10 protein-coding genes and 1 pseudogene are annotated in these 14,562 nt (G+C 72.2%); all 11 read right to left on the reverse strand.

All coding sequences use genetic code 11. From position 1 onward, the window contains the following. Positions 1-147 precede the first annotated feature (147 nt). A pseudogene (locus ACIP79_RS25745) lies at positions 148-477 on the reverse strand (DUF6191 domain-containing protein); the annotation flags it as partial. 38 nt (positions 478-515) lie between these two features. After that, positions 516-3,596 (reverse strand): AAA family ATPase, encoded by a 3,081-nt coding sequence (locus tag ACIP79_RS25750; RefSeq protein WP_401226952.1) that lies wholly within the window; start codon positions 3,594-3,596, stop codon positions 516-518. Positions 3,597-3,979: 383 nt separating this feature from the next. Then, complete coding sequence (locus ACIP79_RS25755) at positions 3,980-4,177, reverse strand: hypothetical protein (protein WP_401226954.1); 198 nt, start codon at positions 4,175-4,177, stop codon at positions 3,980-3,982. Between the two features lie 206 nt (positions 4,178-4,383). After that, a complete protein-coding gene (locus tag ACIP79_RS25760) occupies positions 4,384-4,989 on the reverse strand; it encodes a hypothetical protein (protein ID WP_401226956.1) in 606 nt (201 codons plus the stop codon). Positions 4,990-5,053: 64 nt separating this feature from the next. After that, a complete protein-coding gene (locus tag ACIP79_RS25765; RefSeq protein ID WP_401226957.1) occupies positions 5,054-5,620 on the reverse strand; it encodes a GNAT family N-acetyltransferase in 567 nt (188 codons plus the stop codon). Next, positions 5,598-7,841, reverse strand: coding sequence for an MMPL family transporter (locus ACIP79_RS25770; protein ID WP_401226959.1), 2,244 nt, complete (start codon positions 7,839-7,841; stop codon positions 5,598-5,600). Before ACIP79_RS25770 ends, ACIP79_RS25765 begins: the two co-directional genes overlap by 23 nt. A 249-nt stretch (positions 7,842-8,090) precedes the next feature. Beyond that, positions 8,091-9,608, reverse strand: coding sequence for an Asp-tRNA(Asn)/Glu-tRNA(Gln) amidotransferase subunit GatB (gatB, locus tag ACIP79_RS25775; RefSeq protein ID WP_401226960.1), 1,518 nt, complete (start codon positions 9,606-9,608; stop codon positions 8,091-8,093). 16 nt (positions 9,609-9,624) lie between these two features. Further along, a complete protein-coding gene (locus ACIP79_RS25780) occupies positions 9,625-9,867 on the reverse strand; it encodes a hypothetical protein (RefSeq protein ID WP_383681367.1) in 243 nt (80 codons plus the stop codon). Then, positions 9,864-11,369, reverse strand: coding sequence for an Asp-tRNA(Asn)/Glu-tRNA(Gln) amidotransferase subunit GatA (gatA, locus tag ACIP79_RS25785; RefSeq protein ID WP_401226962.1), 1,506 nt, complete (start codon positions 11,367-11,369; stop codon positions 9,864-9,866). The genes ACIP79_RS25780 and gatA overlap by 4 nt, the downstream gene beginning before the upstream one ends. Before the next feature lie 5 nt (positions 11,370-11,374). After that, positions 11,375-11,671: an Asp-tRNA(Asn)/Glu-tRNA(Gln) amidotransferase subunit GatC gene (gene gatC / locus ACIP79_RS25790; protein ID WP_015036350.1), complete on the reverse strand. Its 297-nt coding sequence runs from the start codon at positions 11,669-11,671 to the stop codon at positions 11,375-11,377. A gap of 481 nt (positions 11,672-12,152) precedes the next feature. Beyond that, positions 12,153-14,369 carry a putative bifunctional diguanylate cyclase/phosphodiesterase gene (locus tag ACIP79_RS25795; protein WP_401226963.1) on the reverse strand — a complete coding sequence of 739 codons (2,217 nt, stop codon included), beginning with the start codon at positions 14,367-14,369 and terminating at the stop codon, positions 12,153-12,155. Positions 14,370-14,562: the final 193 nt, after the last annotated feature.

A 14,562-nucleotide genomic window follows, 5' to 3' on the forward strand; every position in this document is an offset into this window, starting at 1 on the left:
CGGTCGCACCTACTTCCGGTGCACCGGCGGGGCCCCTGTTTCCGACGCGTCAGCGGTCCCGCCTCCTTCCGGTACACCGGCGGTCGAACCTGCTCCCGGCGCACCGACGGCCACACCTGCTTCCGGCGCACCAGCGACCTCGCCTACTTCCGCTGCACCGGCGTTCCCGCCAGGTCGCAGTGCCCTGTCGGGCTGATCGGCTTCCGGCGGCTCGGTCGGCTCGTCGGCATCCGGGGCCGACTCCCCCGCATCCGCATCCGCGGTATCGTCCGCGTCCGTCACGGGCGCGACCGGGCTCCGCGGGGTGACCGTTCCCGGGGCCGGGGCCCGTACGACCACCTTGCCCGAGGTGAGGTCTATGGGGCCGCGGCCGGGGTCGCCGTCGTTCAGGTCCACCCGGCTCAGTTCCAGCCGCTTGCGCTCGTCGTTGGTGTGCTTGCGACCTGGTGCGAACAGTTCCTCGAACATGTTGAACACGGCGCCTCCCTCGGCCCGGGTCCTTTACAGCGTAAACCTCAGCTCACGGCCTGGGCGGCGGGGGTCTCCGGGGGGAACAGCCGCAGCCGGTGGGCCAGGGCCGCCGCCTCACCGCGGCCGGAGACGCCGAGCTTGGCGAGGATGTTCGACACATGGACGCTGGCCGTCTTCGGGGAGATGAAGAGCTCCTCGGCGATCTGGCGGTTGCTGCGGCCGGCGGCGACGAGGCGCAGGACGTCGCGCTCCCGGCTGGTGAGACCGAGGGCGACAGCGGGGTCGACGTGGGCCGGGGCGGACGGCTCGATGGCGCGGCCGAGGACGAGCCGGGCCCGCTGGGCGAGCAGGGTGACGGCGTCGGCGAGCGGGCGGGCACCGAGGTGGTCCGCGGCGGCTCGGGCCAGCCGGAGGAGTTCCGTGGCGCGGGCGCGGTCCTCGTCGTAGGCGCCCGAGGCGAGCAGGGCGTCGGCGAGGCGGTGGCGGACGCGGGCGAGGTCGTAGGGGCGCTCAAGGGATTCGAAGGCGGTGACCACTTCGGACCAGTCCTGCGGGGCCGCCACCCCCTCCGCGCGGCGGAGTTCGGCGTGTACCCATTCCGCGTAGGCGAGCCAGAGCGGTGCACCGGTGGCCAGGCACTTGGCGGTGGATCGCAGGTGCTCCACCGTCTCGGCGCGGCCGGCCTCGGCGAGCGGCAGCCCGCGGGCGTCGCCCTCCGCGGTGGCGGCGGCGAGCAGCAGCGGCCAGCCGTAGCGCTGGGTTCCGGGCGGGAAGCCCACGCTCAGGGCTTCCTCCAGTGCGGCGCGGGCGTCGAGGAGCCGGCCCTCGCCCGCGGCGATGCCGATGGCGGCGCCCAGCAGGGGCAGGGCGTGCTGCGGCATGGGGTCGTGGGTGCCGAAGTGGGTGCGTGCGGCGGCCAGTCGGCGTGCCGCCTCGGCGAGATCGCCGCGTGCCAGCGCGAGGCAGGCCAGCCGGATGGCACCGACGCCGGAGGCCTTGCCGCTGAGTCCGATGCGCAGTGCGTTGCCCGCCGCCTCGACGGCCTCGTCCCACTGTCCGAGCGAGTCGAGGGACTCCGAGAAGTTGCCCCAGACGTAGGCCTCGGTTTCCAACAGGCCTTTTCTTCTGGTGAGTTCGATGCCCTCCCGCAGGACCGAGACGGCCTCGCGGGAACGGCCGAGCGACTCCAGGTGGGAGGGCAGGTTGATGTGGACCCGGCCGACGACGAGGGAGGCGCCGCGCCGGTTCACCCGCTCCTTGACCTCCCACAGCTCGGCGAGACCCGCCTCGATGTCGCCCGCGTCGACCATGAGACCGCCGAGGGTGAGCCGGGCGTTCAGTTCGATGTCCCGGGCGCCGACCATGCGGGCGTACTCCACGGCGCGCTCGGCGGCCGAGAGGGCGCCGGGTCCCGGTTCGTGCAGCATGGACCAGGCGGCGACGTTCGACAGGACGTCGGCGTGCACCTCCGACGGGGGCAGACCGCGCACGAGTTCCTGGGCGGTGCCCAGTTCCCGCCAGCCGTCGCCGCGGGCCTGCGCCTGGACCAGACGGGAGCGCTGGCACCAGAACCAGGCGGCGCGCAGCGCGTCCCCGTCGTCCTCCAGCAGGTCCAGCGCACGCTTGGTGATCTTCAGGGCGCGTTCGCGCTCCCCGCAGAGTCGCCCCGCGACGGCGGCCTCCGCCATCAGGTCGAGGTAAGCGAGCGGCGCCGCCGGTTCGCAGCCGCCGGAGGTCCCCGCCCGCCCTTCAGGCAGTGCGGGAGGGTAGACCTCCACGTAGTCCACGGGCCGCAGCTCGGCCCGTACGGCGTCGGAGGCGACGTCCCACAGCTCCATCGCCCGCTCCAGAAGCCGCAGTTGCTCGGAGTGGGCGTGGCGGCAGCGGGCCTCGACGGAGGCATCGAGGACGGCGGGGAGGGCCTTGGCCGCATCGTGGGCGTGGTACCAGTAGCTGGCGAGCCGGGTGAGCCGCTCGTCGGCCGGGACGAGCGCCGGATCGGCCTCCAGGGCTTCGGCGTAGCGCCGGTTGAAGCGGGAGCGCTCGCCGGGCAGCAGGTCGTCGCTGACGGCCTCGCGGACCAGGGAGTGGCGGAAGCGGTAGCCGTCGCCCGCGGGGGTGGCGAGCAGGATGTTGGCGCCGACGGCGGCCCGCAGTGCCTCGATGAGGTCGTCCTCGGCGAGCCCTGCCACGGCGGCCAGCAGCGGGTACTCGACGGTGGAGCCGCCCTCGGCGGCGATCCTGGCGACCCGCTGGGCGCTCTCGGGCAGGCCTTCGACGCGTACGAGGAGCAGGTCGCGGAGGGTGTCCGTGAGCGGCGTGCGGCAGCCCTGGTGGGAGGCGACGGCGAGTTCCTCGACGAAGAACGCGTTGCCGTCGGAGCGTTGGAAGATGTCGTCGACCTGGGACGGGTCCGGCTCGCGGGCGAGGATCCCGGCGATCTGGCGGCCGACCTCGGCGCGGCTGAAGCGGCCGAGTTCGATACGGCGGACGGTGCGGAGGCGGTCCAGCTCGGCCAGCAGGGGGCGCAGCGGGTGGCGGCGGTGGATGTCGTCGGCGCGGTAGGTGGCGACGATGACGAGCCGGCCGCTGCGCAGGGTGCGGAAGAGGTAGGCGAGGAGGTGCCGGGTGGAGGCGTCGGCCCAGTGCAGGTCTTCGAGGGCGAGGACGACCGTCCGCTCGGCGGCCATGCGCTCCAGCAGGCGGGCGGTGAGCTCGAAGAGGCGGGCCATGCCGTCCTCCTCGTACCGCCGCTCCGGGGCGCTTGCGCCCAACTCGGGCAGCAGCCGGGCCAGTTCCTCCTCCTGTCCGGCGGCAGCGGCGGCGAGGTCGTCCGGGAGGAGTCGGCGCAGGGCGCGCAGGGCCGTGGAGAAGGGGGCGAAGGGCAGTCCGTCGGCGCCGATCTCCACGCAGCCGCCGCATGCGACGATCGCGCCGCCGTGTCCCGCGGCGGTGGCGAACTCCTCGATCAGGCGGGTCTTCCCGACCCCTGCCTCGCCGCCGAGCAGCAACGCCTGCGGCTCGGCCGCGGCGGCGCGGGCGAGCGCGTCGTTCAGCACGCCCAGCTCGTCGGCGCGACCGACGAACACCGGACTGACGGACCTGGTCTCCACGGGCCCGAGCATCGCACAGCGGTCCGACAACGCGGCACCGGTTATCGACGGGGCGCCCGTCGGTCCCGCCGTCCGGAGAACGGCCGTTGCCCCCGTCGCCGCGACGCCGTCGGCCGGCCCCGCTGTCCCGATGTCGGCCGCCGATCCCGCTGCCGCGACGGCCGCGGGCGATCCCGTCGCCGGAACCGCCGCAGTCGTTCCGGTCGCGGGATCAGTCACCGTCCGCCCCGTCGCGGGAACGGCCACCGTACGTCCGGTCGCACGAACCACGACCGTCGGTTCGGTCCCCGCGGGCCCGGACCCCGTAGGGACGGACCGCACGGGCGGCGTTGATCCCGCAAGCCCGGAAGAACGGCCGACCCCCGTACGGCCGTCCTCCCGTCGCCCGGCGGTGCTCACGCCACGCGGGCGAACCGGTGCCGGCGGTGGCCGCGGCTATGCGCCTGCCCCTCCGAGTCGTTGCCGGCCGACTCACGCACGGCGGCGCGGCGGGCGGCCCGGCGGCTGCGGATCGCCTCGCGGGCGATCCGGTGGTTCTGTGCCTCGCGGATCAGCTCGGCGGAACGGATCTGGTGGAGCTCGTACTCGAACATCTCGTACCCCTGGTGAAGAGTCGGTTTCGGGCCTCGCTTGTTGCGATGCCTCAACCTTCGTCTCCAAGGGGGGTGCGCCACATCGGGAGAGTTCCGCATCTTGGGCGCACGAAGGGCCTTAGGTCCGCCGTACGTGACGTAGGGCGGACCTAAGGCCCCTCAGAAAAGCCGGAAGCCGGAAGGCGGAAAGCGCGGTGAGCGTGCGCTCAGCTGGTCGCCTTCGGCATGGCCAGCAGGATGTCGGTGTACTTGAGCACGGCCAGCAGCAGGCCGATGATCGCGAGGGAGACGCCGGCCCAGGCCACGGACTTGACCCAGGTGGTCTGCACCACGCGGTCGGGGTTGCCGAACGCCGGGCGGACCAGGACGCCGACGCCGACGATCAGGGCGACCAGCGCGAAGATGCCCGCGACCAGCGCGTTCGCGTTCCACGAGTTGCCGTAGACCTGCTCGATCTGGGTGGAGACGGTCGCGGTCGACGCGGTCTCCAGCTGGCCATACAGCGAGTCGCGCGCCTGCGCGACCGTGCCCAGCCAGCCGCCCGTCAGCGAGACGAGGCCCAGCGCGGCCGAGACCACGGCGGCGGCACCCAGGCCCACCCCTGAGGGGGCCTTCTCGGCGACCGGCAGGACCTGCTCGTCGTCGCCCTCGTACTCGGCGTCGTCCGAGCCGTCGGCCACGGTCTCCCCGTCCGTCGCGGTGGCCTCGTCGGCCGCGGCGACGTCGCTCTTGGTGACGTCCACTTTCCCCTCGTCGCTCTTCGCCTCGGTGCCGGTCTCGATCCCGGCCTCGTCAACAGTCTTGGATCCCATACCTCGCACCGTACGGATGCTGTATGAGAGGTCCCTTAATGTTCGCGGTAATGGAGGCCGATCGTTATCGTCCCGCACGCGCGCGTGCCTCGCGCCACTCGGGCGCGAGCACCGACCAGACCTCCATGTCACTGCGTACGCCCCGGTACGGATAGCTCTCGCGCAGTACGCCGTCCCGGGTCATGCCCAGCCGCCGCGCCACCTTCAGGCTCGGTTCGTTCGCGGCCGGGGCGATCCACTCGACCCGGTGCATGCCGCGTTCGTCGACCGCCCAGTCGATGATGATCCGCGCCCCGCGGGTGACGAGTCCGCGCCCGGCGGCCGCGGGTTCCAGCCAGCAGCCGGCCTCGCAGTTCCCCATCGCGGTGTCGAAGATCCGGAACATCAGCCCGCCGACGAGCCTGCCCTCCAGCCAGATCCCGTACAGGTACCCCTGGTCGGCGGCGCGCTTGTCCGCGTACGCCTGGAGCAGGCTCCTGGCCGCGGGGAGGTCCTTCACCGCGTCGGGCAGGGAGACGTGCCGGCCGATGAACTCGCGGCCCCGCTCGATGTGCGCCAGGAACTCCTCGGCGTGCCAGGGCTCCAGGGGCCGTAGTTCCGCCCCGTCGTCACCCAGGGATATCGCGAACATCCTGCCGTCGCTCCTTCTCCAGTACGTCCGCCACCTCGGCGTCCGTCGCGGCGGCCAGCCTCTCATGGGCGGCGCGGCACTCGGGAGGCTCGATGCTGATGTGCGGCAGGCGCCGGTCCAGCCAGCGGGGCAGCCACCAGTTGGCGCCGCCGAGCAGGTGCATGAGGGCGGGCACGAGGAGCGTCCGCAGGACGAAGGCATCCAGGGCGACGGCCGCGGCGAGGGCGATGCCGAACATGGCGATGACGCGGTCGCCGCTGAGTACGAAGGCGAGGAAGACCGAGATCATGATGACGGCGGCGGAGTTGATCACCCGGCTCGTCTCGGCGAGGCCGACCCGGACGGCGCGCCGGTTGTCGCCGGTTTCCAGCCATTCCTCGTACATCCGGCTGACCAGGAAGACCTGGTAGTCCATGGAGAGCCCGAAGAGCACCGACACCATGATCACGGGCAGGAAGGGTTCGATCGGGCCCGCGCGGCCGAGGCCCAGCAGTTCGCTGCCCCAGCCCCACTGGAAGATCGCGACGACGACTCCGAATGCGGCGGCCACGGCGGCAATGTTCATCACGGCGGCCTTCAGGGGGATGCCGATCGAGCGGAAGGCGAGCAGCAGGAGGGCGCAGCCGAGGCCGATGACGACGCTCACGAAAAGGGGCAGTTTGCCGACGATGACGTCCGCGAAGTCGTCGTAACTCGCCGTCACCCCGCCGACCTGGACGTCGAGGGAGGTGCCCGCCTCGGCGCGCGGCAGCACCTCGGTGCGCAGCCGGTCGACGAGGGCGCTGGTGCGCTGCGACTGCGGCGCTGAGTCCGGTACGACGGTGAGGTACGCGGTGTCGCCGCCGCTGCCGTACTCCGCCGCGGTCACGGAGGCGACGCCCTCGGTGGCCCGGAGCGTGGCGTCCAGGTCGTCGAGCGCGAGTCTGTCCTCGGCGCCGCCGACCTGGGTGACGAGGGTCAGCGGGCCGTTCACGCCGGGCCCGATGCCGTTCGCGATCAGGTCGTACGCCTGGCGCGTGGTCGACCGTTCCGGGTTGTTGCCCTGGTCGGAGGTGCCCAGGTGGAGCGAGAGCGTGGGCAGGGCGAGCAGCGCCATGACGAGGAGGGCGAGGGAGCCGAGCAGTCTGGGGTGCCGCTCCACGAAGACCGACCAGCGGGCGGCGAGTCCGGTGGGGATCTCCGGCTGGGGCCCGTGCTCGGACAGCCGGCGCCGCTCACGGCGGCTGAGCGCGCGCGGCCCGATGCAGGAGAGCAGCGCGGGGAGCAGGGTCACGGAAGCCGCGACGGTGAGGATCACGGTCAGCGAGGCGGCGATGGCGACGCCGTTGAGGAAGCCGAGCCGCAGGATGAGCATGCCGAGGAGGGCGATGCAGACGGTGGCTCCGGCGAAGACGACCGCGCGGCCCGTGGTGGCCACCGCGTTCCGTGCGGCCTCGGGCACCGGGAGTCCGCGTTTGAGGCCGCGCCGGTGCCGGGTCACGATGAACAGGGCGTAGTCGATGCCGACGCCGAGCCCGATCAGCAGGCCGAGCATGGGCGCGAAGTCGGCGACGGTCATGGCGTGTCCGAGGAGCGCGACCGAGGCGTACGCGGTCCCGACGCCGACCAGGGCGGTGGCGATGGGCAGCAGGGCCGCGGCGAGCGACCCGAAGGCGAGGAAGAGGACCACCGCGGCGACGAGGACGCCGACGATCTCGGCGACATGGCCGCCGGAGGACTCGGTGAGCCCGATCGCGCCGCCGCCCAGCTCCACCTGGAGGCTGCCCGAGTCGGCCGCCTTCGCGGTGTCGACGACCGCGTGGGCCTCGCCCTCGTCGATGTTCTCGGCGGGATCCTCGAAGGTGACGGTGGCGTACGCCGTACGTCCGTCGAGGCTGATCCGGCCGGTGCCCTGCCCCTCGTACGGGCTGACGACGGAGGCCACTCCGGGCAGGTCCTCGATCCGGTCCAGGGTGCGGGTCATCGTCTGCTGGACGTCGGCGGAGCGCACGGTGCCGGTGGTGGTGTGCCAGACGACGCTGTCGCTGGCGCCGCCGAGGCCGGGGAAGCCCTCCCGCAGGAGCTGGGTGGCGCGGTCCGACTCGGTGCCGGGTACTTCGTAGTCGTTCGAGTAGGCGGAGCCCATGACGGCCGCGGCCGCGGTGACGCCGCCGAGTGCGAGAAGCCACAGCAGGACGACGACGAGGCGGTGTCGGACACACCAGCGTGCGAGGGCTGCCACGGACGTGCTCCCTGGGGGCGGTTCGAGGATCTTTGGACGGGAACAGCCGCCAGAGGACGGTCGGAACCTCTGGAGGAATGAAAAGCCCGCAAAGAACACCTGAGCAGTGCCCTGCCACTCTTGCAGCCAAATGTGATCGTTCTTCGCATTCGTGGGCTTGTTCACATGAGCGGGATCCCACTCACCCGGACATGCCGGGGGGACGCGTCGAAACCGACGCGTCCCCCCGGGTGGCGAAAAACGCCTGGCTCAGCCCTCGCTGACGCCCAGCCGCTCAAGGATGAGTTCCTTGACGCGGGCCGCGTCCGCCTGGCCGCGGGTGGCCTTCATGACCGCGCCGACCAGCGCTCCGACGGCCTGGAGCTTGCCGCCCCGGATCTTGTCGGCGATGCCCGGGTTGCCGGCGATGGCCTCGTCGACGGCGGCGGTCAGCGCGCCCTCGTCGGAGACGACCTTCAGACCGCGCTTCTCGACGACCTCGTCCGGGGTGCCCTCGCCGGCGAGCACGCCCTCGATGACCTGGCGGGCGAGCTTGTCGTTGAGGGAGCCCTCGGCCACCAGGGCGGTGACCCGGGCGACCTGCGCCGGCGTGAAGGGCAGGTCCTCAAGGGCCTTGCCCGTCTCGTTGGCGCTGCGGGCCAGCTCGCCCATCCACCACTTGCGGGCGGACGCCGCGTCGGCGCCCTCCTCGATGGTGGCGACGATCAGGTCGATGGCACCGGCGTTGAGGATCGACTGCATGTCGTGGGCACCGACGCCCCACTCCTCGCGCAGCCGGTTGCGGCGGGCCAGCGGCTGCTCGGGCAGCCCGGCGCGCAGCTCCTCGACCCACTCGCGGGACGGCGCCACGGGGACGAGGTCGGGCTCCGGGAAGTACCGGTAGTCCTCGGCCTCCTCCTTCACGCGGCCCGAGGTCGTGGACCCGGTGTCCTCGTGGAAGTGGCGGGTCTCCTGGATGATCGTGCCGCCGTCGTTGAGCACGGCGGCGTGCCGCTGGATCTCGAAGCGGGCGGCACGCTCCACGGAGCGCAGCGAGTTGACGTTCTTGGTCTCGCTGCGGGTGCCGAACTTCTCCCGGCCGTGCGGGCGCAGCGACAGGTTCACGTCGCAGCGCATCTGGCCCTGCTCCATGCGGGCCTCGGAGACGCCGAGCGCCTTGATGAGCTCGCGCAGCTCGGCGACGTACGCCTTGGCGACCTCGGGGGCCCGCTCGCCCGCGCCCTCGATCGGCTTGGTGACGATCTCGATGAGCGGGATGCCCGCGCGGTTGTAGTCGAGCAGCGAGTGCGAGGCACCGTGGATTCGGCCGGTGGCGCCGCCGACGTGCAGCGACTTGCCGGTGTCCTCCTCCATGTGGGCGCGCTCGATCTCCACGCGGAAGACCTCGCCGTCCTCCAGCTGGACGTCCAGATAGCCGTTGAAGGCGATCGGCTCGTCGTACTGGGAGGTCTGGAAGTTCTTCGGCATGTCCGGGTAGAAGTAGTTCTTCCGGGCGAACCGGCACCACTCGGCGATCTCGCAGTGCAGCGCGAGACCGATCTTGATCGCGGACTCGACCCCGATCGCGTTGACGACCGGGAGCGAGCCGGGCATGCCGAGGCAGGTGGGGCAGGTCTGCGAGTTGGGCTCGGCGCCCAGCTCGGTGGAACACCCGCAGAACATCTTGGTCTTGGTGCCGAGTTCGACATGGACCTCAAGGCCCATGACGGGGTCGTACGTCGCCAGGGCGTCCTCGTACGACACCAGTTCGTCGGTCGTGGTGGTCACGGTGAAAACTTCCCTCTCAGCCCAGCAGGACGTCGTCGTCGCCCAGGCGCTTGAGCTCCCGGTAGAGGATGGCGAGGCCGGTGACGATGGCGGCGGCGGATACGGCGGCGTCGACGAGCCGCAGGAAGTCGCCGTCCTGCCGGGCGAGCTTGGCCTGCTTGGCGACGCTGAGCGCACCGAAGGCGGTGCTGCCGAGCGCCACGTACACACCGGTCTTGGACTTCTTGAAGTTCTTGGCTTTCTTGGCCATGGCACTCATAGCGACGGAGCCTCCTCGATCAGCGGGTGCCCCCACCTTTCCACGAAGGCCGCCTCGACGGCGGCGCCGACCTTGTAGAGCCGGTCGTCCTTCATCGCGGGGGCGATGATCTGCAGCCCGACCGGAAGGTTGTCCTCCGGTGCGAGTCCGCAGGGCAGCGACATGGCGGCGTTGCCCGCCAGGTTGGTCGGGATGGTGCAGAGGTCGGCGAGGTACATCGCCATCGGGTCGTCGGCGCGCTCACCGATCGGGAAGGCGGTGGTCGGCGTCGTGGGGGACACGATCACGTCGACCTGCTCGAACGCCTTCTCGAAGTCACGCGTGATGAGCGTACGGACCTTCTGGGCGCTGCCGTAGTACGCGTCGTAGTAGCCGCTGGACAGTGCGTACGTGCCCAGCATGATGCGGCGCTTGACCTCGTCGCCGAAGCCCTCCTCACGGGTGAGGGCGGTGACCTCCTCGGCGGAGTGCGTGCCGTCGTCGCCGACGCGCAGGCCGTAGCGCATGGCGTCGAACCGGGCGAGGTTCGAGGAACACTCCGACGGCGCGATCAGGTAGTACGCGGAGAGCGCCAGGTCGAAGGACGGGCAGTCCAGCTCGACGATCTCGGCGCCCAGTTCCTTGAGGAGGGCGACGGACTCGTTGAAACGCTGGACGACTCCGGCCTGGTAGCCCTCGCCGGAGAACTGCTTGACGACGCCGACGCGCATTCCGGCGACGGAGCCGTTGCGCGCGGCCTCGACGACCGGCGGGACCGGGGCGTCGATGGAGGTCGAGTCGAGCGGATCGTGCCCGGCGATGACCTCGTGGAGCAGCGCCGCGTCCAGGACAGTACGGCCGCAGGGGCCGCCCTGGTCGAGGGAGCTGGAGAACGCCACCATGCCGTAGCGGGAGACGCCGCCGTACGTCGGCTTGACGCCGACCGTGCCGGTGACGGCGGCGGGCTGGCGGATGGAGCCGCCGGTGTCCGTGCCGATGGCGAGGGGTGCCTGGAAGGAGGCGAGCGCGGCGCTCGACCCGCCGCCGGAGCCGCCGGGGATGCGGGTGAGGTCCCAGGGGTTGCCGGTCGGCCCGTACGCGCTGTTCTCGGTGCTCGACCCCATGGCGAACTCGTCCATGTTGGTCTTGCCGAGGATGACGACGTCGGCGGCCTTCAGTTTCCTGGTGACGGTCGCGTCGTACGGCGGGATCCAGCCCTCGAGGATCTTGGAACCGACGGTGGTCGGGATCCCCTCGGTGGTGAAGATGTCCTTGAGCGCGAGGGGGACGCCTGCCAGCGGGCCGAGCTTCTCGCCGTCGGCGCGCTTGCGGTCCACTTCGCGGGCCTGCGCGAGAGCGCCTTCCCGGTCCACGTGGAGGAAGGCGTGCACCTTCTCGTCGACGGCCTCGATCCGGGCGAGGTGCGCCTCGGTGACCTCGACGGCGGTGAACTCGCCGGAGGCGATACCGGCGGCGATCTCCGCGGCGGTCAGCCTGATGATGTTGACGTTCGTGTCCGTCATGGTGATTAGTCCTCCCCCAGGATCTGCGGCACCTTGAAACGCTGCTGTTCCTGGGCCGGGGCGCCGGAGAGCGCCTGCTCGGGGGTGAGCGACGGACGGACCTCGTCCGCGCGCATGACGTTCGTCAGCGGCAGCGGGTGTGAGGTCGGCGGTACGTCTTGGTCGGCGACCTCGCTGACGCGGGCGACCGCGCCGATGATGTCGTCGAGCTGGCCGGCGAAGTGGTCGAGCTCTTCGCCCTTCAGCTCCAGACGCGCCAGCCGTGCGAGGTGGGCGACCTCCTCGCGCGTGATGCCAGGCATGCAGCGATCCTCTGGGGTGAGTGTGTGTGGTTTGGGCCCAATCCTATGGGGCGGGGGGCGGTGCCCGCGCCGGGGTTCTTCCGAGGGCCTCGCCCACCCGCGCCCGCCCGCGACCCTCACCCGAAAAGTGAACCTCTCCGGTGGAGGTTCCGCACCGCCGACGACCGCCCGTCCGTCCGGGGACCGCGCCATCGTCGACAAGCTTCAGCCGCCGAGGGCCGGGCACGCAGTACCCTGCACCGCCGGCGCCGTCCGTCCGGGGACCGCGCCATCGTCGACGGGCTTCGGCCGTCGAGGGCCGGGCGCGCAGTTCCCCGCGCCCCCGACGGGGCGCCGCAGGCCCGTCCGCGCGCGGTCAGGCGCCGACGGTGCCGGGCCCCCACAGGCGACGAGCACCTTGTCGACGAGGCTTTCCGGGCGGTGCGCGGGCGGGAGAACCAACGGCACCCCCACCGGACCCGCGCCGGACGGCGAGCGGTGGCTACTCCGCCGCCGGCAGCGCGGCACGCGGACGCTGCCAGCCCCGCGACCCCCGCGCCCGCAGCCAGGCGGTGGTGTCCTCCGGCGGCATCGCGGCGGCGACGAGCCAGCCTTGTACGGCGTCACAGCCCATGTCCCGCAACCGCTCCCACGTCTCGTCGTCCTCCACACCCTCGGCGACGACGAGCAGTCCGAGCGAGTGCGCGAGATCGATGGTGCAGCGCACGATCGCCGCGTCCTCGTTGTCCACGGCGAGCTTCGCGACGAAGGACCGGTCGATCTTCAGCTCGCTGACCGGCAGCCGGCGCAGATGGACGAGCGAGGAGTACCCGGTGCCGAAGTCGTCCAGTGACATCTTCACGCCGTGCCCGGTCAGCGCGGCCAGCGTGTCCGCGGCGCGCTGCGGATCCTCCAGCAGCACGTGCTCGGTGATCTCCAGCTGGAGCGAGCCCGCGGGAACGCCGTGCCGGGCGAGCCGGGCGGCCACCGAGCCGGCGAACCCGGGGGTGTGGACGTCGCGCGGCGAGACGTTCACCGCGACCGGCACGTGGAGTCCCTGCGCCCGCCATCGCGCGACCTGCGCGAGCGCCGTCTCCAGGACGTACTCCGTGAGGTGCGGCATCAGTCCGGAGGACTCGGCGATGGCGATGAACTCGTCCGGCGCCACCCTGCCCCGCTCGGGGTGCACCCACCGCACGAGTGCCTCAAGCCCGGCCACCTGGCCGTCGAACCTGACCTTCGGCTGGTAGTGCAGCTCGACGTCCCCGGTGTCCAGGGCCCGGCGCAGATCCCCCAGCAGCCCCAGCCGGTCCGGGGTGTTGGAGTCCCGCTTGGACTCGTACACCTCCACACCCGTCCGGTCCCGCTTCGCCTGGTACATGGCGACGTCCGCCCGCCGGAGCAGCCCCTCCGCGTCGAGCGCGTGGTCGGGGAAGACGGCGAGCCCGGCGCTGGCCTCCAGGACGAGCGAGAGGCCGTCCAGGTCGAGGGAGGAGCCGAGCGCGGCGACGAGGTTGCGGGCCACGCGGGTGGCCGAGGTGGTGGAGTCGGCGATCGGCAGTAACACGGCGAACTCGTCGCCGCCCAGCCGGGCGGCCTCCGCGCCGCGCGGCAGGTTGAGCCGCAGCCGATCGGCTATCTGAAGGAGCAGCCGGTCACCGGCGAGATGGCCGAGCGTGTCGTTCACCGAACGGAAGCGGTCCAGGTCGATCAGCATCAGCGCCGCCCGCGCGCCGATGCGCTCGGCGTCGTCCAGGGCGGTCCACGTACGTTCGAGCAGCCACTGCCGGTTCGGCAGCCCGGTCAGCGGGTCGCGCAGTTGCTCCTCCGCCCGCGCGCGGGCGATCCACAGCGTGGAGTCGAGGGCGATCAGCGGGATCGAGAACAGCGGCAGCAGCATCGGCTGCGCGGTCGCGACCACACAGATCAGCGGCGTGATGCCGAGCAGCGCGACCGCGACGAGTCCCTGTCTGACCAGGGCGGTGCGCGCGACGGTCGGCAGGCCGCCGGTGCGCGGCGCGTGCACGTACCAGAGCAGGGTGCGGGTGGCCGCGAGATACGCGGCCGCGGCCAGGAACACCTCGGGTACGGCGGAGACGGTCCAGGTCTCGGGATTCCAGGGCGTCTCGACGGACGGAACGCGTCCCCACGCGGCCAGGACCAGCCCGCCCGCGCCGATGCCGAGGATGTCGACCGCGCCGTGCAGGATGCCCCGGCGCCAGCGGTTGCGGCGGGCGATACCGACCAGGACGACGACGGTCAGGCTGACCATCTGGGCGGGCACCCAGCCGTAGAGCAGCAGGACGGCGAGGGTGAGGGCGGCGCCGGATCCGGTGCCGCCCCACCAGCGGGAGCGGCCGAGGGCGACGAGGTGGCCGACGATGATGCCGGTCAGCAGGGCGAGTGCCCAGCCGACGGCGCCGGAGGGGAAGAGCGCGTGGTCCTCGGTGAAGGCGCGGTAGAACCCGGCACCCAGGACGAACCCGGCCGCCGCGACGACCGCCGCGGGCAGCGCGGGCCAGGATATGGGCCGTTCGGGTTCGTGGCCGGCCATGCCGGGGCCGGGGGCGAGACCGGCGACCCCCACACCGCCGCCGGCCGAGCGGGGCGGGAGACCCGGGCGCTCCGGGGTCCGCGTCGTCCCGCGTGCCGCCCCGAGCCACGCGCCGGTCATCCGGCGCAGCCGTGAGTCAGGGGCGGCGCTATCGGTCGGTTCCATTCCCGTCCCTCTCACAGCCGGCGGTGCCCACACCACGCGGTCCTGGCCGAAGACAACTGGCCACGTCCGCCGCGTCCGAAAACCGTTCCCCGGCTCCAGAGGAGCCGGAGATGCGCCGACCGCGGCCGGGCACGGTGGGCGCACACCTCAACAGTAGGCCGCAGAAGGCTTCCACGGGCAGCGGTCGTCGACG

Source organism: Streptomyces sp. NPDC088747, from assembly GCF_044751025.1.
In the GTDB taxonomy this organism is placed as follows: domain Bacteria; phylum Actinomycetota; class Actinomycetes; order Streptomycetales; family Streptomycetaceae; genus Streptomyces.